This window comes from Pseudomonas sp. TWR3-1-1 (assembly GCF_049896545.1).
GTDB classification, from domain to species: Bacteria; Pseudomonadota; Gammaproteobacteria; order Pseudomonadales; family Pseudomonadaceae; genus Aquipseudomonas; species Aquipseudomonas weihenstephanensis.
On record NZ_JAFCUO010000004.1, the window covers coordinates 20,183 to 42,260 of the forward strand.

Genomic DNA, 22,078 nt, shown 5'->3' on the forward strand with positions numbered 1-22,078 from the left:
TTGGGTTTCCCTGAAACCGGTTTCAGCGTCATGAATGAGACCGCCTGCGATAACACCAATAAAAGGTTTCAGGCCGTGAACAGTTTTTCTGCCGCCCAACGCTCACGCGTCACCATGCTGGATGTTGCCCAACGTGCTGGCGTTTCCAAAGCCAGCGTGTCGCGCTTTATCGGCGAAGACCGCGCCTTGCTCTCTGACGCCACTGCGCAACGGATTGAGCGTGCCATCGACGAGCTGGGCTATCGCCCCAACCAAATGGCTCGTGGTCTCAAGCGTGGACGTACCCGGCTGATTGGCATGCTGGTGGCGGATATCCGTAACCCGTACTCCATTGCCGTGATGCACGGTGTCGAGACGGCCTGTCGCCTGCACGGTTACAACTTGGTGGTGTGTAACACCGACCGTAGCGATGAGCAGGAAAGCCAACACCTTGCAGCCCTGCGCGCTTACAACATCGAAGGGCTGATTCTGAACACCCTCGGCCATCATCCTGACGCGTTGCAAGCGCTGCATCAGGAGATGCCCATCGTGCTGATTGATCGCAAGGTGGAGCAGTTGCACACCGACCTGGTGGGTCTGGACAACGCCGGTGCTGTGCGCACGGCCTTGCAGCACCTGCATGAGCAGGGGTTTCGTGATGTGTTAATGGTCAGTGAACCCGTGGACGGCACCAGTTCTCGCCTTGAGCGCGTCGCCAGCTTTACCGCGCAACTGGCCCATTACCCGGCACTGCGTGGCGCCGTCATCGAAACCGGCCCTGCCCTTTTCAGCCGTGTTCAAACCTTTTTAAAGACCCCCGCCTGCGGCCCCAAAGCGCTGTTTTGCGCCAACGGGGTGGCCGCACTCGCCTGCACACAAGTGTTGCGGGCGCTCAACTGCAACCTGTTTGAGGAGGTGGGGGTCATCGCTCTGGATGACCTGGAGTGGTACCCGTTGGTCGGCAGCGGCATTACCGCCCTCGCCCAGCCGACCCAACAGATCGGCGCCAGCGCTTTTGAGTGCCTGTTTAAACGCTTGAGCGGAGACAAATCCGCGCCACGCGCGCTCGATTTTGCCGCACAGCTCATCGTTCGCGGTTCGACACAACCCCCTGCTGCCTGACGTTTTTACGGCTGACGCCCTTCATACGAACACGCGCCGGCCTTTATCTAACAAGAAATGAAACCGGTTTCAGAGGTAAGCACCATGAACACATTCCCTGTCTCAATCAGCCTGTCGAGCTATGGCGCCGATCTGGTACGTCAGCGTGGCCAACAGAGTTTTATTGCGCTACTGGCCAACGCGGGCGCTCAACGCATTGAAGTGCGTGAAGAACTGCTGACCGACGAAAACCCGGCATCATTCAGCCTGGCCATTGATGAATACGCACTGGAATGCGTGTACTCCTCGCCTATGCAATTGTGGGATGCCGGTCAAACTCGGCCCAACCCTCAGTTGCTTGCGACCTTGCATCGTGCCCACAGCTTTGGCGCCAAATGGCTAAAGGTGTCGTTGGGCTATTTCACCGAACATTGCGATGTGGCCAATCTTGCGGCGTGTCTTGGCCAGCAACCGGTGCAATTGCTGGTTGAAAACGACCAAACCTCCCAAGGCGGTCGCATTGAGCCGCTCCAGCGGTTTTTTGATGCCGTTGAGCAGCAAGACGCGCCTGTGCGCATGACCTTTGACATTGGTAACTGGGCCTGGCAAGACCAATCTGCCAGCACGGCCGCACGTTTACTCGGGCGCCATGTCACCTACCTGCATTGCAAAGGGGTCGCCCGCCGCCCGGATGGCAAACTGATTGCCACCCCGCCGACGGCCACTGACTTACAAATGTGGGAACACTTACTGCCTCACATGCTTCAGGGCCTGACCCGTGCGGTGGAATACCCGTTACAAGGCAACGACCTGGACTGGCTGACCAAAGAGCACGTCGCCATGCTGGCCGTACTTGGGCAACAGGAGCTGAGCCATGTCTAAGGTCGATGTTCTGTCGTTTGGTGAAACCATGGCCATGTTGGTGGCCGAACACACGGGCGATTTGGCGCAGGTCGAGTTGTTTCATAAACGCATTGCCGGGGCTGACAGCAACGTGGCCATAGGCCTGGCACGGCTGGGTTTTAACGTGTCCTGGCTGAGTCGCGTGGGCGCAGACTCGCTTGGCCGCTTCGTGCTCCAGACCCTCCAAGCTGAAGGCCTGAACTGTCAGCACGTTGACATCGATCCGTTGCATCCCACGGGCTTTCAATTCAAGTCCCGTGTTGAAGACGGCAGTGACCCGCAAGTGGAATATTTCCGCCGCGGCTCTGCCGCCAGTCACCTGAACCGCGACGCCATCACCCCACACCTGCTCAGTGCCGGGCACTTGCATGCCACCGGCATTGTGGCGGCGCTGTCTGCCAGCTGCCGCGAGCTGTCATTTGAATTGATGCAGGCAATGCGTGCTGCCGGGCGCACCGTGTCTTTCGATCCCAATCTGCGCCCCTCGCTGTGGGCCAGCGAGTCGCAGATGATTGGGGACATCAACGCCCTCGCCGCCCGAGCGGACTGGGTATTGCCGGGATTGAGCGAAGGCAGGTTACTGACCGGCTATGACGACCCGAGTGACATTGCCAGGTTCTATCTGGACCAAGGGGCCGAAGCCGTGATCATCAAACTGGGTCCAAAAGGCGCCTACTACCGCACCGCTGACGCGGAAGATTTTGTACCGGCAGTGCCCGTAGAAAACGTGATCGACACGGTCGGCGCGGGCGACGGTTTCGCCGTGGGGGTCATCAGTGCCCTGTTGGAAAACCAGGGTTTTGCCCAGGCGGTACAACGCGGCAACTGGATTGGCAGCCGTGCCGTGCAAAGCCGTGGCGACATGGAGGGGCTGCCCTCGCGCGCCGATTTAAAGCTGCACATGGCGCACTGTGCGCCTGGTGAAACTGCGTAATTTGCTGCACCCGTGACCTGCTGCGACAAAAACAACAAGCTCAGGAGCAACGCCATGCACACGCTAAAACTCGCTGCCCGCCGGTGGTGGTACATCATGCCGATCGTGTTTATCACCTACAGCCTGGCCTATCTGGACCGTGCCAATTATGGGTTTGCCGCCGCCTCGGGCATGGCCGAAGACCTGAACATTACGCCGGGGCTTTCGTCCTTGCTGGGGGCATTGTTCTTCCTTGGTTACTTCTTTTTTCAGGTGCCAGGGGCCATCTATGCGCAGAAGAACAGTGTCAAGAAGCTGATTTTTGTCAGTCTGATTCTCTGGGGCGGCCTCGCCACCCTGACCGGCGTGGTCTCCAATGCCTACACGCTGATTGCCATACGCTTCATGCTCGGCGTGGTCGAAGCGGCCGTGATGCCCGCGATGCTGGTGTACCTGTGCCATTGGTTCATCCGCGCCGAACGCTCACGGGCCAATACCTTTCTGATCCTGGGCAACCCGGTGACGATGCTCTGGATGTCGGTCGTGTCAGGTTATCTGGTGCAGCATTACAGCTGGCGCTGGATGTTTATCGTCGAAGGCCTGCCAGCGGTGCTCTGGGCATTTATTTGGTGGCGTCTGGCCGATGACCGCCCAAGCGAAGCCAAATGGCTCAGCCTGCAAGAGAAGCAAGACCTGCAAAGCGCGCTGGATGCCGAACAAGTCGGCATGACGCCCGTAAAGAACTACGCAGCGGCCTTTCGCTCACCCAAAGTCATCCTGCTGGCGTTGCAGTTCTTCTGCTGGAGCATTGGCGTGTATGGCTTTGTGCTGTGGCTGCCGTCGATCCTCAAGCAAGGCGCACACATGGACATGATCGAGGCTGGCTGGCTCTCGGCCTTGCCGTATCTGGCGGCGGTGATCGCCATGCTGGGGGTGTCCTGGGGATCAGACAAACTGCAAAAGCGTAAACGCTTCGTCTGGCCGCCGCTGCTGATTGCCTCCATTGCCTTCTATGGCTCCTACGCCTTGGGCGCTGAGCATTTTTGGTTGTCCTACACGCTGCTGGTAATTGCGGGCGCTTGTATGTACGCGCCCTACGGCCCTTTCTTTGCCATCATTCCGGAAATTCTGCCCTCCAATGTGGCCGGCGGCGCGATGGCACTCATTAACAGCATGGGGGCGCTGGGGTCGTTTTCCGGCTCGTACCTGGTGGGTTACTTAAATAGCGAAACCGGCTCGCCCGGCGCTTCGTACCTGCTGATGAGCGGCGCACTGCTGATTTCGGTGCTGCTCACCCTGATGCTCAAACCCACCACGAAAGACCCTGTTGCGCCACAACTCAGCGCCGCCCAGCGTCTGGCCCACTCTTGAATTAAATGTTGGTGATCGCCTTGAAAAAACACGTCGTGCTCTACAAAAAACTGTCCGATGCGCTGATGCAGCGCTTGCACGCGCACGCGCATGTCACGCTGATTGAGCGCCTTGACGCACAGGGCCTGGAGCAACTGCGCGCCGCCCTGCCCCAGGCACACGGTTTACTGGGGGCAAGCCTGAAGCTGGATGCGCAATTGCTGGACCTTGCCCCCCAACTTGAGGCCATTGCCAGCGTGTCCGTGGGCATCGACAACTATGACCTCGAGTACCTCAATGCACGCAAGATCCTGCTCACCCACACACCCGACGTACTCACCGAAACCACGGCCGACACTGGCTTTGCCCTGATTTTGGCCAGCGCCCGGCGCGTGGTTGAACTGGCCATTCGTGTGCGTAATGGCCAATGGCAAAAAAATATCGGCCCCGAGCATTTCGGCACCGATGTGCATGGCAAAACCCTGGGCATCATCGGCATGGGTCGCATCGGCGAAGCCTTGGCCCAACGCGGCCATTTTGGCTTTGGCATGCCAGTCATCTATCACAGCCACTCGCCAAAACCGGCGGTTGAAGCGCGCTTTGATGCGCAATACCGCAGCCTTGAGCAGTTGCTGCAAGAGGCTGACTTTATTTGCCTGACGTTGCCGCTGACCGCCGAAACGGAAGGTTTGATAGGCCGCGAACAATTCGCCCTGATGCGCCCCGAAAGCATTTTTATCAATATTTCACGGGGCAAGGTGGTCGACGAGGCCGCGCTGATTCACGCCTTACAAAACGGACTGATTCGCGCAGCGGGTCTGGATGTGTTCGAACGCGAACCTCTCGATACGGCCTCGCCCTTGCTCACGCTGGATAACGTGGTCGCCACGCCGCATATCGGCTCGGCCACGATAGAAACCCGTGAAGCCATGGCCCGTTGTGCCGTGGACAACCTGTTGGCCGCGCTGGCCGGAGAGCGGCCACCGAATCTGGTGGGCGCGTTTCATCAGTCAAAAACTGAAATGCACGGCCTCAAGGAAATCTCCTAGGGGTCTTTGAGAAACATTTCGACTGACAGTCAGACCAGGCCAATCAAAAGTCACTGACGCCCATGTCACTCAGGCGGCATGGGTGAAAACGCTGTTTTAACCGCCACTTTTTTGATGTTGCTTTTGCTCACGGCATTAGCAGATCGCTCTTGTTCATCGAGCGCAACACCCTACAGGCACCGCCCCGCAGATTGCTCAAGCTAGCCAGCTACGACAATCGCAATGGGTTATTCAAGGATGCTGAACTTAAAAACACACCACGGCCTACGCGACCGTGGATATGGCCGCGCGTCAGGGACGCTCGCGATCAGTTTGCTGGCCAGCCTGTGCGCACTACCGCAGCAGGCGCTGGCTTATGACGAAAGAGGACGCCTGCACAATCCCGCGAGTTGGCGCAGCACGGAGTTCCAGTCAAATTGGGGGCTACACGCCATCGGGGCTGATTACGCCTACGCCAGAGGCCTGAGTGGCATTGGCGTAAACCTGGGCATGCTCGACACCGGCACTGACTTGCGTCACCCCCAGTTCCAGGGCGCTGATCATAAAGGGCTGATCCTGGCAGAGCCTGGATGCCACAGTGAACAAAACCTGTCGGTTACCGACGGGTGTTTTTTTACCCGAGGTGATCTCGAACAAGTGATCTGGAACGACGTGCCCGCCGAAGACATCCTGGATTTCGAAGAAAGCGTGGCCTATGGGCTGGTTGATGCCGAGGAATTGCAACACTTTCTGGAAAACGTTGGTGTACGTGCAGACAGTCACGGGACACATGTGGCAGGTACGCTACTGGCGAACAGAGACGGTCAAGGTGTCCACGGGGTGGCCTGGGGTAGCCAACTGCATGCAATGCGCCATTCCACCCACGCTTACTTCAGCCCCGCGCCCATTGAGCTTGAACCGCGATCGCTGACGCTAAGTGCTATATCCGACGCTCATGCGCAACTCCGGCAGCAACAGGTTCGAGTCGTAAACCATAGCTGGGGGCTGGATGAGCGGCTGTGGAGTGTTGCGCAGTTAGACCTGAGCCTGCAGGGAGCCCCCGGCCAGTTAGGCAACGCATTGGGAAACGCCTCCCGACAGTTTGGATTGCTGCAAGTCTGGGCCGCAGGAAACACGCCTGACTCTGCAAACCTGTCCCCAGAAAGCGCGCCCTTCGCCGACACACTCCCAACACTGCCCCGCCTGTACCCTGAGCTGGAGCCATACTGGCTCAGCGTGGTCAATGTTAATCAACACCTCACGCTCTCTGACCGTTCCATGCGGTGTGGTTATAGCCAAAACTGGTGCCTGGCAGCCCCCGGCACCGACATCAATTCCACAGTGGTCACGACACAGATAGAGGCCGAAACAACCGAAGACATGCACGGTGAAACAAGCGGATTCAAGATCATTGCCGACCGGCCAACGTTCACTTATCAGCAGCTCTCAGGCACTTCGATGGCGGCCCCACACGTTACCGGCGGCCTGGCCTTGCTTATGGAGCGCTTCCCTTATCTGGACAACGCGCAGATCCGCGACGTACTGCTGACCACTGCGCGCGATATTGGCGCGCCAGGCGTGGACGATATTTATGGTTGGGGCTTGATGGACCTGAAAAAAGCCATCGAGGGGCCGGGACAGTTACGCGTCGACACCCACGTGGCAATGAATGCTCACGCTGGCGGGGCCAAGGTTTGGCAGGGCCTCGCGTGGGACGATTGGCGTAACGATATCAGCGGGCCAGGCCATCTCAGCAAGAGCGGGCCTGGCTGGCTACGGCTCAGTGGTAACAACACTTTTGCGGGTGCCACGCTCTACGAGGGCACTCTGGAACTGCAGGGCGTTCAACGCTTAACCAACGCCATCCAGGTCAATGGTGGCCGACTACTTATTAACGGTACGTTGTTCGATACCGCCCTTAACGTAAACAGCGGCATGGCACACATTGCGGGTCAACAGCTGGGCGCTTATACCCGTGTTGGCCCAACCGGGTATCTAGGGGGCAATGGCGAACTCTCGCACACTCAGGTGCTGGGCACCCTGGCTCCCGGTAGTGCGGATACCGCCCTCACAGTCAATGGCGATTACGCGCAAGGCCGCGAGTCAATATTCATGTTCAAACCTGGCCTCCTGCCCGCCCAACCTGCACTCAAGGTGACCGGTACGGCGTTGCTACACGGTGGCACCTTGCACCTGATCCCGCAGGCTGAGGTGATTACACTGGGACAACGCTACGCGGTACTTGAAGCCGATGCCGGTGTTTACGGGCAATTTACTTCGGTGGATCACCGTGCGATTTCACCGTTTTTGCGCATTGATCAGACCCATGACTCACACGCGCTGGGGCTTGAAGTCAGTCGTGGCGTGCCACTGCTCTCTGCGGCCAAAACGTCTAACCAGCGCGCTACGGCCAACGCTGCCGACCGCCTGGCGGTATCGCATCCTCTGGCGCAACGCTTGACGGCGTTGTTTCCCGCAGATGCCCCGCACGCGCTCGACCAACTCAGCGGTCAGTTGCATGCCAGTACCACATCAGTGTTGATCGAGAGCAGTCGCGTCATGCGCAATGCAGCACTTGAGCATGCCAGCAACCTGCATCGCCCCGCACAGCATGAATCGCCACCCTCACGTCAGGCTGTATGGGTTCAGTCGCTGCACAACAATGGCCGCATTGACGGCAATGGCAATGCCCAAGGGGCGCAGTACACCCTGGCAGGTGTGCTGCTGGGTGCCGATCATGACTTCGAGCAAGGCACGCGCCTCGGTGTAATGATGGCCAGCGGTCAAGGCGACGTCAAAGCCGGTGCCAGTGGCAAAGCCACGCTCGATGCGTATCAGATCGGCCTATATGCCGGGCACACGTGGGACGCGTTCGGGCTGTATGGCGGGCTGGCTTATGCGCATCACACGGTCCAAAGCAAACGCCGGGTCACCTTCACAGGACTGAATGAAACGCTGTCCAGTGACGCCAAAAACCATACCCAACAGGCGTTTATCGAAGGTCGCTATCGTTGGCAATCGGGGATATGGGACATACAGCCCTACCTGCAACTGGCACATGTCCGGTTGCAGCGTGAAAGCTTTAACGAACAAGGGGGCATGGTGCATTAAAAGTCCGCAGCCCCCATAGCGCTGTGAATTTGGCCACGGGCGGCGTACGTTTCACGTTCGATATGGGCAAAACATCATCCGGGCCTGCCTGGTTAAGCCTCACCGCTGGCGCGGCATATACGCGTGCGAGTGGCGGCCTGCGACCTGTGTCCGACGTCGCCTGGCAAGATAGCACCACGATGCATATCAGCGGGGCACCGGTAAACCAAGCGAGCACGCAGCTGGACATCGGCGCCGTTGCGCGGCTCACCCGCGATAGCGCTTTCAAGGTGAGCATGAACCATCAGCGTGGTGATCGCGCCCGCGAGCATGGCATTACAGCGCACTACAGTTTTGCTTTCTGAATGAGCCAATGAACAGGCCAGGCTGATACTCAGCGCTGGCCTTTATCCACCACACTGCACGTGGGCGATACAGCCCAGGCTTTGTACCCACCGTGGCTGGACCTGATGTGTTTAACGCCGCAAACATCAGCTCTGCCACAGTGCGTTTGTCCCGATAACTGGACCCGCCCCCCTCCTCGTGGCCTCCCATCTTTGCATCAGTCGTAGCCAATACAGTGTGGGCGTAGATTGCTGCCTGTGTTTAAAACCCCAGTGTGTTGAGCGTACGAACTCCTTACACGTTGCGGACTGTGCCAAGGAACCCGCAAACGTGATTTGCGCACCCACAAGGACGCCTCAGGAAGCCGTCACGTCCTGTCGCCAGAGAATCATCTCGCCACATTTGACAGGAGTCCTTGAATGACAACTTCCACGCTTACGACGGTACAGCACAGGCCGCAGCAGCCCCCTCCCACCGCCAAAGACCTGGCACCTACGTCGCAAGAAAGGCCGCAAACCCCTTCAGAGCCACCCACCCGCACCCATCAGCCTGTGGCTGCGCAACCCACTGCGCAAAACCTCTCAAGCAGTGCATCCGTCAGCATTGGCCTGAAAAAGGCATTGGCCGGCAAACAAGACCTAATGGAGCTGGGCAAGAAGCTCAACGCAATCATGACGAAGCTGGGGGTACATCCCCCTCGTGGAGCCATTACAACCGAACTTAAAAACACGTTGATGGACATTCACCCCGACTCACCCTACACCCCCGAATCGGGCAGTACGGTCACGCTAGAAACGTACATCAAGGACAACAAATGGTTTTTACCCACACGCTCTTCACATATAAACACTCTGGCTGACGCCGTACTGGGCAGAGCCTTGCAGCACCCATTGGGCAACTTTGGCGGCAGCCTGTCATGGCCGCTGCCTCTCACTGCAAGTGAGCAACGCACCCTATTGAGCGGCGCCACAAACTTCGGTGCAAGTCGTCCAAATCCACCGAAAATGGGCATGAGCCTCGGAATACTGGAATACCTGAACAGCAACCAAAAACTCAGCGAACAAGCCATACAAAACCCCGCCAAGGCGCTAGAAATTATCATCAGTACGCCTCGCGCGCAGGCACTTGGGCAAAGCTTACAAACGTAGATGGGGGGCATCGCCACGGACTCCAGCGTGAATGATTACGCGTTGGCAGCCATTAATTTGATGCTCGATCCGGATGCCGTGCACACGCCGCAGCGTAACAAAGTCGCGGGTTTTGACTTGGCGCAGCAAAGTCACTGGGGAGAACCGGTATCCAAAATACACGCAGAACTGAGCAGCCACTTGAGCCGCACGGGCAAAACCACACCTGAGATGGCCAAGGTGGGCGCCTACCTGCTATTGGCAAGAAAAGCGCCACTATTACTGGCTAAAGATATTCCTGACAGCGTGACCTATGGGAGTGCCGCTTGGGTCAGCTTCGCCGTTGCAGCGGCTTCGGTAGAGGCTAATGCGCCGGGCACTGTTCCCAATTTGAGCTATGCGCAGATCATGACTGAGGCTCAGACTCTCGGCGCGCAAGATAAAGCCAGCACTCAACAAGCCAAAAAAGCCGCCCTGTTGGATTGGGCGGTGGTTCAAGGTGTTCTCCCGTCAAAAAAAACCGAAGACTACAGCGCGCAGGAGGTCGAGTTAGCACGGACCACGTTCAATGCGCAGTCTTCTGAACGCATCAAAGGTTCCAGACTGGCGAACACTGAAATTCCCAGTCGTAAAGAAATTGCATTGGCCAAACTTACAGAGCGGTTTGGTGCCGGTGTGCCTTTTGAAGAACCGCTGCTGGTACCCAAGAATCCCTCACCCCCTTCCCCTTACCTGTTTAGCGTGGCGGCGCGAGGTCCCGTGTACGGTCATTCATTGCTCGATATTGCGATGGGCGGGCAGGTAATGAGTAACATCGACTGGAAGACTTCCGATCCACGTATTGCTGCCGCGATCAAAGGCAAATCTCTCGCGTTCGACACCAACGAAGTGTTCAACACGAAATTCTCACAGGCCATGGATGCCTCTAAAGAATCGATTGCTATCCTCATCAAACACTTCATCTCCGAACTTCCGTTGTCGGACAGAAAGAACTTTGAATTCGGCGCGTTGGAATTTCGCCAAGAAAAAAAATATGAACGAGGCCTGAGTGATACTTACGTCGGCAAAAAGCCTTCGCTGTATGTAAAAACCACGTTGGGCTCCACACACTGCGCGTACGAAATCAATACTTGCGAGGGGAAAATAAAACCTATTTCGATGGGTATTTATACCAACTCGAGCATGATATCTGGCGCCAACACACTGCATATGGAAGCGTTTACACCCACGACCGCCAGCGCCGCCGACCTGACCTCCAGATCTCCCTCCAGCACAGGTCTACCGCCCAATAGTTTTTCAAGTCCCCGCACTCAAATCCTTGCCAATGTAATGGTTGAACATCTCGATATTGATAACGAGACGGTGGTGAGGCAAGCCACTGGAAGTACCCGTTACGAAGACACGCTAAACGCCGAAAAGAACGTGAATGAATTTTTCCTGGACCTGGTTCCCTTAAGATCCGCCATCGTTAACTTTAGTAAGGGTAATTTTGGTGCAGGGACTTTAGACCTCGCTTTTGATGTATTTGGTTTTGCGACAGCGGGCGCCGGTGTGAGTGCGAAAGTTTTAAACGCGACCAGCAAAGCCGCTTCAGCTGGAGCAAAAGCGTTGCAGGCAGGCAAAGTGATAGGTAAGGCTCTTCTCAGTGAATTCAATCCCTTCACTGTTGCCGGCAATGTGCTTGAAGGCGGCGTCAAACTTGTGAGCAAGGCGATCAATACGTTCAGTGCGGGCAGCGGTAGCTATGATCTCCTGAAGGCGGCCAGCCGACAGTATGACGTCGCGGCGAAGGGAAACTTGCAAGTTGCCGGCAACACTGTTGAGACCAGCGCAGTGCTCAAAGAAGGCAAATGGTACTCCTATGATGTTGCCCGATCGCGCCCCTACGGCTCGCCCCTGCACAATTTCACGCCCACGGTGGTGGCACACGGGGGGGATATTCAGAGCTCGGGCTGGTTCTCCAATTGGTTTGGCCAAACCCCCAACCCGAATTTTGAACGCGATTTTGATGCAGCGCTCTTGGAGGCATCACATACCGACAGTGCAAGTTTCAACCGCGGTTTTAGTAGTAAAACACCCCCGGACATAGCGGGTTACACCGCGTCAATGAGCATTGATGCCATAAAAAAACTGGCCGTGGCTTCTTCGTGCTCCCCTGAACAATTAGGCCGTCTGTCTCAGCGAATAGACTATCTAGAAAAATTACCTCAGGCGTACGGAACACAACTGACAAACGCCAAACTCGCGGATGCACAGCATTTCAATCAAGGCTATACATCAGGCAATCCCGCGGTGATTGATGGCTACTCTTCTTCGTTGACTATCACTCAGATCAAAGAACTGACACTGGTTCCCGGACGAACACCACACGCTATTGGCTGTTTGAAAAAACAGATTGAAAGAAAAGCAATAGCCATTAACTTGGAGAATTCGAGAAAGTTCAGTGAGGACGTCACTTCGGCAGGGGGGACAGTGACGCTCATGCCGCAAGGTTACTATCTGAATCAGGTCAATCCTATCTCGGGAGGCGAATGTGCAGCGCTGTCCAACGCGATGGCTTATGCCATTCAAGAAGGGAAACAACACACATTGATCGAAAACTTTTTCACCGTCATGGCGCATCCAGAACATGCCAACACACAAAAATTTCGGCAAAACCTGACACATTTCCAGGCCACCCTTAGAACAGAATTTCATGGGGGGCAAACCACCTACAAGGCGACGTACTCAGACATTATTTCTGATCTGGCCAGCGCGGAAAAATCGGAAAGCATACTAATCGGAAATAGTCGGCATGGCATAACAGCCGGTGTGGTAGTGAACGGGCCTGATAAAGAATGGTTTTACTACGACCCCAATTTTGGCCTGGCCTCGTTTAAAACTGAAGAGAGCATGCGCAATGGCCTTGAACGCGCCATGAACAGTGGCACGACCAGCCATCTGTTCAAGCCCAACCCAGGCACCCGTACCTATGATGTCGCTGCATTCAATGAGTTGTACTTGATAAATACCGTTAAAAGTCTAAATGTCTTCAGCCTCTTCGCCGCCCCTATCAACATTCCTAAAATGACACCGCCAATCACCCCGTAAGGCCTGTCAAGGGAGCCTGTTGGTGGCTCCCCATGCCTGCTCAAGCGTCAACCCATCGGTTGAGCTAAGCCGTTCACACCTGCAATGCGACGCTAAATCGCTTCACTGCATGATTTACATCAAAACCTGGCCATTCAATGGGCGCGCCGCTAACAAAAATCTCATCGTTGTGCAGCGTAAGTGCTAGCTTTGATCCCGTAAGGCTCTCGTGCACATGCAGGGCCTTACCCGTAACCGTTCAGACACAGAGCAAAAGGAAACGCTCGATGAATCCTATGGGCAACAGCACTAAAGTGACCTTTCCCAACGCCTGCCAACTGATGCGCTGGCATTTTAAACCGATGGGCTTTGAGGCAACCATGGACGCGCCTCGCAGCATGATCGTGCGACTGTTCGACCGCGCCAGTGGCGAGACGGTAATCGCCATCGCCGGCATTCCCTGCTCCACCGTCATGACCACCGGCGAAGTGGCGCACATCATTCAAGCCGTTGAAGACGAACTTGAGAGTTTCGTTCCACCGCAGGCATGGCGCGTACTGGCCTGAATCTCGCAGCGCATTGAAGCGTCACGCCTCTCCCTACCGACCTCCCCCACGAGGATCACGCCTGATCCTCTTTCTCGATCACTTCACGTTGTGCTCTGTTTCTTAAAGAGGAGGCAGATTTTTCTTTTTGTTACAACTGTGAATCTATATCATTTGCTTTTATATCTGCATGGAAGCTGATCACCTCATCTCTCTTCGCATGCGGAAATTTCGATGTTGCCCACACCTCCCCAGCCTTTTCGTCTAACCCCCATTGCTGCAACCCTCATCGGCTGCCTGAGCGCGTGTGCCGGTTTTACCGTCCATGCGGACCAAGCAGCGAGTGGCACGTTGACACTGGACCCTACCGCTGTATCGGCCGATGCCCCGCCCCAAAACGCCTTACCTTCTGTATACAGCGGCGGTCAGGTCGCGCGCGGCGGTGAATTGGGCGTGTTGGGTAGTCAGGACATCATGGATGTCCCTTTCACGATGTCGAGCTACACCTCGCAACTGATTGAAGACCAACAGGCTGAAAACCTGGGTGATGTGCTACTCAATGACGCCTCCGTGCGCCAGTCATTCGGCTACGGCAACGCCTCGCAAATTTTTGTAATCCGTGGCCTCCCCCTCAGCACAGACGATATCTCGTATAACGGTTTGTACGGTGTTCTGCCACGCCAGGTCATTTCAGCTGACAACCTTGAACGTGTAGAGGTGTTCAAAGGGCCGAATGCCTTCATCAATGGCGTTACACCTACCGGCTCGGGGGTGGGGGGCGGCATTAATCTTCAGCCAAAGCGCGCGCTGGACACCCCGACCCGACGCTTTACCACGGATATTTCCAGTGATGGACGGATCGGCGAGCACCTGGATCTGGGGCAACGTTTTGGCACCGACAACCAGTTCGGGGTACGCATGAACCTGGCGCAGCGCGAAGGTGACACCGCCATCGACGATGAAAACCAGCGCACCAAGCTGTTTGCCCTGGGCCTGGATTACCGTGGTGATCGCTTGCGTGTATCGACTGATTTTGGCTATCAAAAGCAACGCATCAATGGCAACCGTAACGTGGTGTACGCGGGCGCCAAGCTCACAGACATCCCCCATGCCCCCGATGCCGACCACAACTACAGCCAGAAGTGGACATCCACTGAACTGGAAGACACGTTTGGCATGGCGCGCGCCGAGTACGACCTCAACGACCACTGGACCGCGTACGCCGCAGCCGGGGCCAAACACACGCGCGAAGTCGGCAATTATTCGACGCCAACCTTGGTCAATTCGGCAGGCGCGACCACGGCCTCAAACATGTTTGTGGCCCACGATGAAGACAACCGCAGTGCAATGGCCGGGCTGCGCGGCAAATTTCAGACCGGGCCTGTGAGCCATCAGGTCAACCTGGGGTTAAGCGGCATCTGGACCCAGCAACGCTCGGCCTATGACTTGAGCGCCACCTTCAACAACAACCTGTATGACACCGTGGACGTGCCAAAACCTGCTCCCGGTAAATACGTGGGCGGCGACATTAATGATCCGGGGATTGTCGGCAAAACCATCAACCGCAGCGTGGCGCTCTCTGACACCGTGGGCTTTGTCGATGACCGCATTCTTGTGACCTACGGTCTGCGCAAACAGACACTGAAAGTGGATGGCTGGAACTACAAAGGCACTCGATCCGCTGCCTACGACGAATCCATCACCACCCCGGTCTACGGCATCGTGCTCAAACCCTGGGACAACGTTTCGTTGTATGCCAACCGCATCGAAGGGTTGGCACAAGGGCCGACCGCACCCGCTTCTGCGGGTGGCAGCCCGGTGGCCAATGCTGGCGAAGTATTTGCCCCCGCACGCTCCAAGCAGGTAGAAGCCGGGATCAAATATGACCACGGCACCTTTGGCGCGAGTCTGGGTGTTTACCGTATTGAAAAACCGTCAGATGGCTATACCAATGCGGACAACGTTTACGTGCGTCAGGGCACACAACGCAATCGTGGCGTAGAAATGAACATTTACGGTGAGCCCATCGATGGCCTGCGCCTGCTGGCAGGCGCAACGGTGATGGACACTGAGTTGAGAGACACCAAAAACGGCGCCAATGATGGCAATCGAGCAATCGGTGTGCCCAAATTCCAGTACAACCTGGGCGCTGACTGGGATGTACCGGGGCTGCAAGGCGTGGCGCTGAATGCGCGCATGCTGCGCACCGGCGGCCAATACGTGAATGAAGCCAATACCCTGAGCATTCCGGCCTGGAACCGTTTCGACCTGGGCGCTCGGTACAGCTTTGAGGTGGAGCAGCGTGCCATCACCTTGCGGGCGAATCTGGAAAACGTCGCCAACACAAACTACTGGGCGTCTGCCAACGGCGGCTACTTGAGCCAGGGAGAACCGCGCTCATTGAAAGTCTCGGCGACCGTCGACTTCTAACGACCCGAGAGAAGACAGGCCGGTGGTTAAAACCGGCCTGTCGTCCCTGCGTTCAAAGTATCCGGTACAGCAAGCGCTCGATCCGCACCCGGCTGACCCGACGCAAAAACTTGGCCACTGCGGGTGGGTAATCGGCCAGGGTGTCCAAGTGTTTGTATGAGTCGATGCGTCGGGTGTGAGCAAAAATCGCATCCAGCTCTTTGCGTCGCGGCTCTAGCAGTTCGCGCCGTGGATCATCGATCAGCAGGCCGTTTTCCAGATCCAGACGAAACGCCCTCGGGTTGAGGTTATTTCCCGTAATCAGGGTGTAGCGCTCATCCACCCACATCCCCTTGAGGTGATAGGTGTTATCGCCGTCGCGCCACAAGTGCAGGTTCAGCAGGCCGCTGTCGATCATACGCTGATGACTTTTAGCAAACCGGCGCAGGCTCAACTCATACAAATACGGCAACGCCGCGATCACTTTGAACGGCTCACTGGGCGGGATATAGAAATCATTCGCCGTCTTGTCACCGACCACGATATCAATGCGTACACCCCGCTCCAGCGCACGATTGATTTCGCGGGTCACGGGCAAAGGCAGATTGAAGTACGGGGTACAGAGGGTCAGTTGCTGTTGCGCACTGGCGATCAATTCACAGATCACGCGACTGAGCGGGTTGTTTTTACCCACCCCCAGCAAAGGGCTGACAGACAGGCCGAAATGGCCGACCGTACCGGCGCTGGTGTCGTAACTGGCTTTTTTCAGACGACTGCGCAGATCACCGATGGCAGAGCGCAGACTGCGCGTGCTCGGCAGTGAAGGCACATCAAGGCGATGCACCGCTGGGGTCTGGATCAAATCGTGCTGCACAAAATGCTGCATCGAGTCGGCCAACGGCTTGTTGTTAATCACGTGATAGCGATCGAAACGGTACTTGTCGAACTTGTGCAGGTACACGTTATTGAGGCTGGCACCGCTGTAGATCACGCAGTCGTCAACGATGAAGCCTTTAAGGTGCAACACCCCGAACAGTTCACGGGTTTGCACCGGCACGCCGTAAATCGGCACCTGCGTGTCATGTGCCAGCGTCTGCGCCTGATACCAGGCCGCATTGCCTGGCTGCTTGCCCGCGCCAATCAATCCGCGCTGAGCGCGCAGCCAATCGACCATGACCACGATTTCAAGCTCGGGCCGGGCGGCTTTGGCGGCATGCAGGGCATCGAGAATTTCCTGTCCGGCTTCATCCTGTTGCAGGTACAAGGCCACCAGCGTAATGCGCTGACGGGCACCTGCAATATGCTGCAACAGGCAACGACGAAACTCGGCCGCACTGGGCAAGATGTGCACCGCATCGGCGGCCAACGGGAAACTGCGCAACTTAGGCAGCAAAGAGCGTTTGAAGAACGACGGCATAGGGCTCGCTAAGGGTCGAATGCGAAGAACCGCGAAGCTTACACGATTCTGTGTTTTAAGCATTAGCCACGCCGCTGTCGGCGGCCCTCTTAACCCTGGCCCAGGCTCCACAACCGTGCGATGTCGCGCGCGCGATCAGTCAACAACTGCGACGCATGCGCACACGCGTGCTCCAGCGTCATCGGGCCGCTGGTTAAAGCAAACGCCGCATGAATGCCGTGCGCGTACAGCGCTTGATAGCCATCACCCAGCGTGCCCGCCACCACGACCACGGGTACGCCGTGTTGCTGAGCGATGCGGGCCACGCCAAAGGGCGTCTTGCCGCGCAAGGTTTGTGCATCGAAACGGCCTTCGCCGGTGATGACCAGTGCCGCGCCCTGCACCGCTTCTGCCAGAGCGACCAGTTCCGCAACGACCTCCACCCCGGCGCGAAACTGCGCGCCAAGAAACGCCTTGGCAGCAAAGCCCAACCCACCTGCCGCTCCTGAGCCTGGCTCATCACGCACATCCTTGGGCAGCACAGTGGCGCAACGGTCTGCAAAATGCCCCAGCGCCTGATCCAGCAGGTTGACTTGCTCGGGCGAGGCGCCTTTCTGCGGGCCGAAAATGGCCGAGGCACCGTGCTCGCCGCACAGCGGGTTATTCACGTCCGCTGCGATTTCAAAGCGCACCCCGGCCAGCCTGGCATCCAGCCCTTGCAGATCGATACGGGCCAGCGTGGCCAACGCTAAACCGCCACGAGGCAGCGGCTGACCTTGAGCATCAAACAATCCAAGCCCCAAGGCTTGCAGCGCCCCGGCACCTGCGTCGTTGGTCGCGCTGCCACCAATGGCCAGAATGATGCGCTGTGCGCCTGCGTCCAGCGCGGCCTTGATCAATTCACCGGTGCCATAGGTGCTGCTGATGCACGCATTGCGTTGACCGAGCGCCACCAATTGCAAGCCACTGGCTTCTGCCATTTCAATGATCGCGGTGTGGCTGTCCGGCAGCCAGCCCCAGTTCGCCTGAACCGGCTCACCCAAAGGCCCTTGCACCTGATGACGGCGTAACTGGCCATTGCCCGCTGCCACAATCGCATCAACGGTCCCCTCACCGCCGTCAGCCATCGGGCATTTGATCAACTGCGCGTGCGGCAAGACGTCAGCCAGGCCGATAGCAATGGCATCGGCGACTTTTGCAGCGCTCAGGCTGTCTTTGAACGAGTCAGGGGCTATGACGATTTTCATCAGGCGAATCTCCAGTTCTTATGCACTCCATGCTGCCAGCAACCGTGGGTAAACACGCCAGTCGGCTGCACAAGGTATCACGGGCTTTGTTGTACATTCCCACAAGCTCAGCGCGTGAGATCGGACAAGGGTTTGACTCATCAGGCTCACTGACCGAAGCTGAACACCCTTACGCACGCCTGCTTCTGGAATTTGCATGCTCAAGCCCCGCCGCTATCTGCTGATCAGCCTTGCCTCTGCCATCGTTGCCGCCTGCCTCTGGTGGTGGATGCGCCCTGGCGCGACCGTGAACTCTGCCAGCGTCCCCCACAGCTACACCAAGGCGCTTGAGCAGGCGCACAATGGTCAGCCTGGTGCTGCGCGCGTGCTTTATCAGCAATTGGCCCGTACTGATTTGTCCGACATACGCCGCGCCAGTCTGCATGCCGAACTGCCCAACTACCCCAGCCCGCAAGCCTTGAAACTTGCCGATGCCGATTTGCAACATCCTTCGCCTCTGGTTCGCGAAGCCGCGATCCAGAGTATCGTCGGCTTGGTGCCGAACGCTCAACGGACACTGCTGCTGGGGCCGATCCTGGATGACACGGAGCAAAGCGTGCGCTTTGCTGCCGCCAATGCGTTGCTGGGGTTATCACCGGATGAGCAAGGGCTGTATTTCGGTCCGCTGCAACACGTCATCGACGAATACGAACGGGCACTCAAAACCCAGCCGGACAGCGCACAAGCGCAAGGCCAACTGGCACGGCTGTACCTGCATGAAGGTCAATTGGACGATGCTCAAGCCGCGCTGGAAAAAGTCACCCACCTTGAACCGGACAATCTAAAAGCCGTGGTCGCGCGGGTAGAGTTGCTGGACAAGCGCGGCGAAACCGACAAGGCACGCGCATTATTGGCCCAGCAACTGCAAGCCAAACCCGATTCCGCCTACTTACAGCATGCACTGGGGATTTGGTTGCTTAACCATGGCCAAACCGAGTATGCCCTGCTGGGTTTGGCCAAAGCGGTAGAACTGGAACCCGACAAAAGCGACTACCGTTACAAGCTTGCGATCGCCTTGCACGACCTTGAGCAACTGGAGGCGGCACAACGCCAACTTGAAGAACTGCTGCAACGCCAGCCTTCCAATCGCAAAGCCCGGGTGTTGTTAATCCGTTACTGGAAGGAGTCCGGGCAATTGCAAAATGTGCAGGTGCTGCTGGCGCAGCTGGAGCAGCAAAACCCGGATGACCCGGCCTTACAGCAGGGACTTTGAGCACTGCCTGCCACTCAGGGCCTGAGCGAGCACGTCACGGTCATGGATGCGAAGATCGCGCTGTACTTACTCAAACGCACCGTGTGACGCCAACAAACCCTCCATATGAATAATAATTTCAAATCGTTGAACCGCCGCGATACCGCAGGGTCAAGACCTTATAGCCGCTTAACAGGCGGGGAATGGTTATAGGTCAGGTATCAAAAGGCGGGAAATTCTGTGATTGCATTGGGTCCACCCGAAGAGCGCGCACTGATTCTCACGTGCCCCGGACTGGTCAGGTCTGTTGATCAGCAACAATTGGCTTCGGGCGGTGTTAACAGCCTTCAGCTTTCGCGCATCGATCAGTTGCAACCGGCACTGACAGAAGGTGCGGGGCTGTTGATTGTCGAAGCCAGCTCACGGCAAGCCGAAGAACTGCGCGAACTGAGCAAGGTACTTGCGCACCAGCCAGACTGGTCCGATGTGGCGGTGATCGTACTGACATCAGGCCAATACTGGTCTGACCTGCAAATCACCGAACTCAGCGCTCAACTCGGTAACGCGATGTTGTTAGCGCCCTCCTGGACCTACACACAGTTGCTGTGCCTGTCGAAAAACGCGTTGCGAAGCCGCCGTCAACAATACGTTGCCCGTGACTGCGCAGCTCGCCTGACTGAACGTGAGAGTTTTATCAAGAGTGCACTGCAAGCTATTGATATTGAAATAAATCAGCGAGTGGAAGAGCAACTCAAGCACAACGAAGACCTGCGTCACGCGCAAAAAATGGAAGCTATTGGCCAGCTCACCGGCGGTATAGCCCATGACCTGAACAACATGCTGGCCGGGATCATCGGCAGTATGGAATTACTACGACGCAAAGTGGCTCGAGGCAAAACCGACGAACTGGATAGCCTGATTGACATGGGCGTGACGTCCGCCAATCGCGCTGCGGGCCTCACCCATCGGCTGTTGGCTTTTTCACGGCGCCAGTCACTGGACGCCAAGCCCCTGTCCATCAACCCGTGGCTGATGGCACAGCGCCAACTCATCGCACAAAACCTGAGCCCGGAAACACAGCTAACCCTTGAAGTTGACGATGCCCTGTGGGTGGCAGAAGTAGACCCCGTGCAATTGGAAAATGCGTTGCTACATCTGATCTCAAACGCCCGTGATGCCATGCCAGCCGCCGGGCATTTTACCGTTCAAACCTTTAACCAACAGGTGAACACAGCCTTCAGCGAAGCCAATGCCAAGCTCACGCCAGGCGATTACATTGTGCTGCGCGTGACGGACAATGGCTGCGGCATGGCCCAAAGCACGCTAAAACGTGCTTTCGATCCGTTTTTCACAACAAAGCCCATAGGCCAAGGCACAGGCTTGGGCCTGTCTATGATTTATGGATTTTGCAAACAGTCACGCGGTCATGTGCGCATCCAAAGCCAGGAGCAGCATGGCACCACGGTTGAGATTTTCCTGCCCCGGTGTAACGCAAGCAGTAGCAGTTTGAACGTCGACAGTCTGTCGTTGGCCCAAACCTGCGCCAACGCGAGCAAAACGCTGCTGGTCGTCGAAGACGACAGTGCCGTGCGCAATCTGGTGACCGATGTATTACGCGAGCAAGGTTATACGGTGATCAGTGCAGAAGACGCCAATGGCGCACTGCCGATCATCGAGTCTGCACAAACCATTGATTTGTTGATCAGCGACGTGGGCTTGCCGGGAATGAATGGGCGTCAGTTGGCCGAAATCAGTCGCCAGGTCCGGCCACAGTTGCAGGTGCTGTTTATTACCGGCTACGCACAACATGCTACGGCGCGCGGCGGGTTTCTGGATGAGGGTATGCAACTGATTACCAAGCCCTTCACCTTTGACCTGCTGACGGCCAAGGTGAATGAGATGGTGCAGGCAGGCAAGACGCAACGCCAACCCTGAACCTTGCGGAGAGTGTCAGGCCAACAAGGTCTTGATAATGCTCTGTAACTCGTCCAGGTCGAACGGTTTAGCCAAAATAGGGGCTTTGCGCGTGATGGGGCTGTCCGTATCACGGATTTCTTGTGGGTAGCCGCTGATGAAGACCACCTTCAGATCGGGCCGCAATTTAACCGCAGGCTCAGCGATTTGCACACCTGAAATCCCGCCGGGCAGCCGAAAGTCAGTGACCATCAGGTCCAGGTGCGGCTTGCTGGCCAAAATTTCGAATGCCTGCTCGCCATTCTCCGCCTGCAATACACGATAGCCCTCACCGGACAAATAGTCAGACAGGACCATCAGGATCGAAGGATCATCTTCGACAATCAACACGACATCCAGTGCATCTTCACTCATGGGTCAAACCTTTATTC

16 protein-coding genes are annotated in these 22,078 nt (G+C 56.9%); 13 read left to right on the forward strand and 3 right to left on the reverse strand.

The features are described 5' to 3' along the window. Positions 1-75: 75 nt before the first annotated feature. The 11 genes from ACP7A4_RS10945 to ACP7A4_RS10995 all read left to right on the forward strand — a co-directional run bounded on the left by ACP7A4_RS10945 (position 76) and on the right by ACP7A4_RS10995 (position 15,880). Complete coding sequence (locus ACP7A4_RS10945; protein WP_338101716.1) at positions 76-1,101, forward strand: LacI family DNA-binding transcriptional regulator; 1,026 nt, start codon at positions 76-78, stop codon at positions 1,099-1,101. A gap of 84 nt (positions 1,102-1,185) precedes the next feature. After that, complete coding sequence (locus ACP7A4_RS10950; RefSeq protein ID WP_059761959.1) at positions 1,186-1,962, forward strand: sugar phosphate isomerase/epimerase family protein; 777 nt, start codon at positions 1,186-1,188, stop codon at positions 1,960-1,962. After that, entirely contained in the window at positions 1,955-2,917 is a 963-nt protein-coding gene (locus ACP7A4_RS10955; protein ID WP_426246783.1) for a sugar kinase, read from the forward strand. Before ACP7A4_RS10950 ends, ACP7A4_RS10955 begins: the two co-directional genes overlap by 8 nt. Before the next feature lie 54 nt (positions 2,918-2,971). Further along, positions 2,972-4,267: an MFS transporter gene (locus ACP7A4_RS10960; protein WP_426246785.1), complete on the forward strand. Its 1,296-nt coding sequence runs from the start codon at positions 2,972-2,974 to the stop codon at positions 4,265-4,267. A 5-nt stretch (positions 4,268-4,272) separates the two neighbouring features. Then, positions 4,273-5,295 (forward strand): 2-hydroxyacid dehydrogenase, encoded by a 1,023-nt coding sequence (locus ACP7A4_RS10965; protein ID WP_426246787.1) that lies wholly within the window; start codon positions 4,273-4,275, stop codon positions 5,293-5,295. Positions 5,296-5,532: 237 nt separating this feature from the next. After that, positions 5,533-8,385, forward strand: coding sequence for a S8 family serine peptidase (locus ACP7A4_RS10970; protein WP_426246789.1), 2,853 nt, complete (start codon positions 5,533-5,535; stop codon positions 8,383-8,385). Between the two features lie 146 nt (positions 8,386-8,531). After that, complete coding sequence (locus tag ACP7A4_RS10975) at positions 8,532-8,729, forward strand: hypothetical protein (RefSeq protein ID WP_426246791.1); 198 nt, start codon at positions 8,532-8,534, stop codon at positions 8,727-8,729. A 399-nt stretch (positions 8,730-9,128) separates the two neighbouring features. Beyond that, positions 9,129-9,857 carry a hypothetical protein gene (locus tag ACP7A4_RS10980; protein WP_426246793.1) on the forward strand — a complete coding sequence of 243 codons (729 nt, stop codon included), beginning with the start codon at positions 9,129-9,131 and terminating at the stop codon, positions 9,855-9,857. 27 nt (positions 9,858-9,884) lie between these two features. Then, positions 9,885-12,926: a hypothetical protein gene (locus tag ACP7A4_RS10985; protein ID WP_426246795.1), complete on the forward strand. Its 3,042-nt coding sequence runs from the start codon at positions 9,885-9,887 to the stop codon at positions 12,924-12,926. Between the two features lie 266 nt (positions 12,927-13,192). Next, positions 13,193-13,471, forward strand: coding sequence for a DUF1652 domain-containing protein (locus ACP7A4_RS10990; protein ID WP_059761964.1), 279 nt, complete (start codon positions 13,193-13,195; stop codon positions 13,469-13,471). A gap of 216 nt (positions 13,472-13,687) precedes the next feature. Further along, on the forward strand, positions 13,688-15,880 hold the full coding sequence (locus ACP7A4_RS10995) for a TonB-dependent receptor (protein WP_426247140.1): 2,193 nt from the start codon (positions 13,688-13,690) through the stop codon (positions 15,878-15,880). A 52-nt stretch (positions 15,881-15,932) separates the two neighbouring features. Here ACP7A4_RS10995 and pssA read toward each other — a convergent pair whose 3' ends face one another. Both pssA and ACP7A4_RS11005 read right to left on the reverse strand, forming a co-directional pair. Continuing rightward, positions 15,933-17,276 carry a CDP-diacylglycerol--serine O-phosphatidyltransferase gene (gene pssA, locus ACP7A4_RS11000; protein WP_203303457.1) on the reverse strand — a complete coding sequence of 448 codons (1,344 nt, stop codon included), beginning with the start codon at positions 17,274-17,276 and terminating at the stop codon, positions 15,933-15,935. A gap of 89 nt (positions 17,277-17,365) precedes the next feature. Then, positions 17,366-18,502 carry a glycerate kinase gene (locus tag ACP7A4_RS11005; protein WP_426246797.1) on the reverse strand — a complete coding sequence of 379 codons (1,137 nt, stop codon included), beginning with the start codon at positions 18,500-18,502 and terminating at the stop codon, positions 17,366-17,368. Positions 18,503-18,698: 196 nt separating this feature from the next. Here ACP7A4_RS11005 and ACP7A4_RS11010 point away from each other — a divergent pair, with 196 nt between their 5' ends. Continuing rightward, the gene (locus tag ACP7A4_RS11010) at positions 18,699-19,754 is read left to right on the forward strand and encodes a tetratricopeptide repeat protein (RefSeq protein WP_426246799.1); all 1,056 of its coding nucleotides are present in this window, start codon (positions 18,699-18,701) and stop codon (positions 19,752-19,754) included. Between the two features lie 219 nt (positions 19,755-19,973). Then, on the forward strand, positions 19,974-21,668 hold the full coding sequence (locus ACP7A4_RS11015; RefSeq protein WP_426246801.1) for an ATP-binding protein: 1,695 nt from the start codon (positions 19,974-19,976) through the stop codon (positions 21,666-21,668). Between the two features lie 15 nt (positions 21,669-21,683). Here the strand turns inward: ACP7A4_RS11015 and ACP7A4_RS11020 are convergent, their stop codons facing one another. Further along, a complete protein-coding gene (locus ACP7A4_RS11020; RefSeq protein ID WP_426246803.1) occupies positions 21,684-22,061 on the reverse strand; it encodes a response regulator in 378 nt (125 codons plus the stop codon). Between the last annotated feature and the right edge of the window lie 17 nt (positions 22,062-22,078).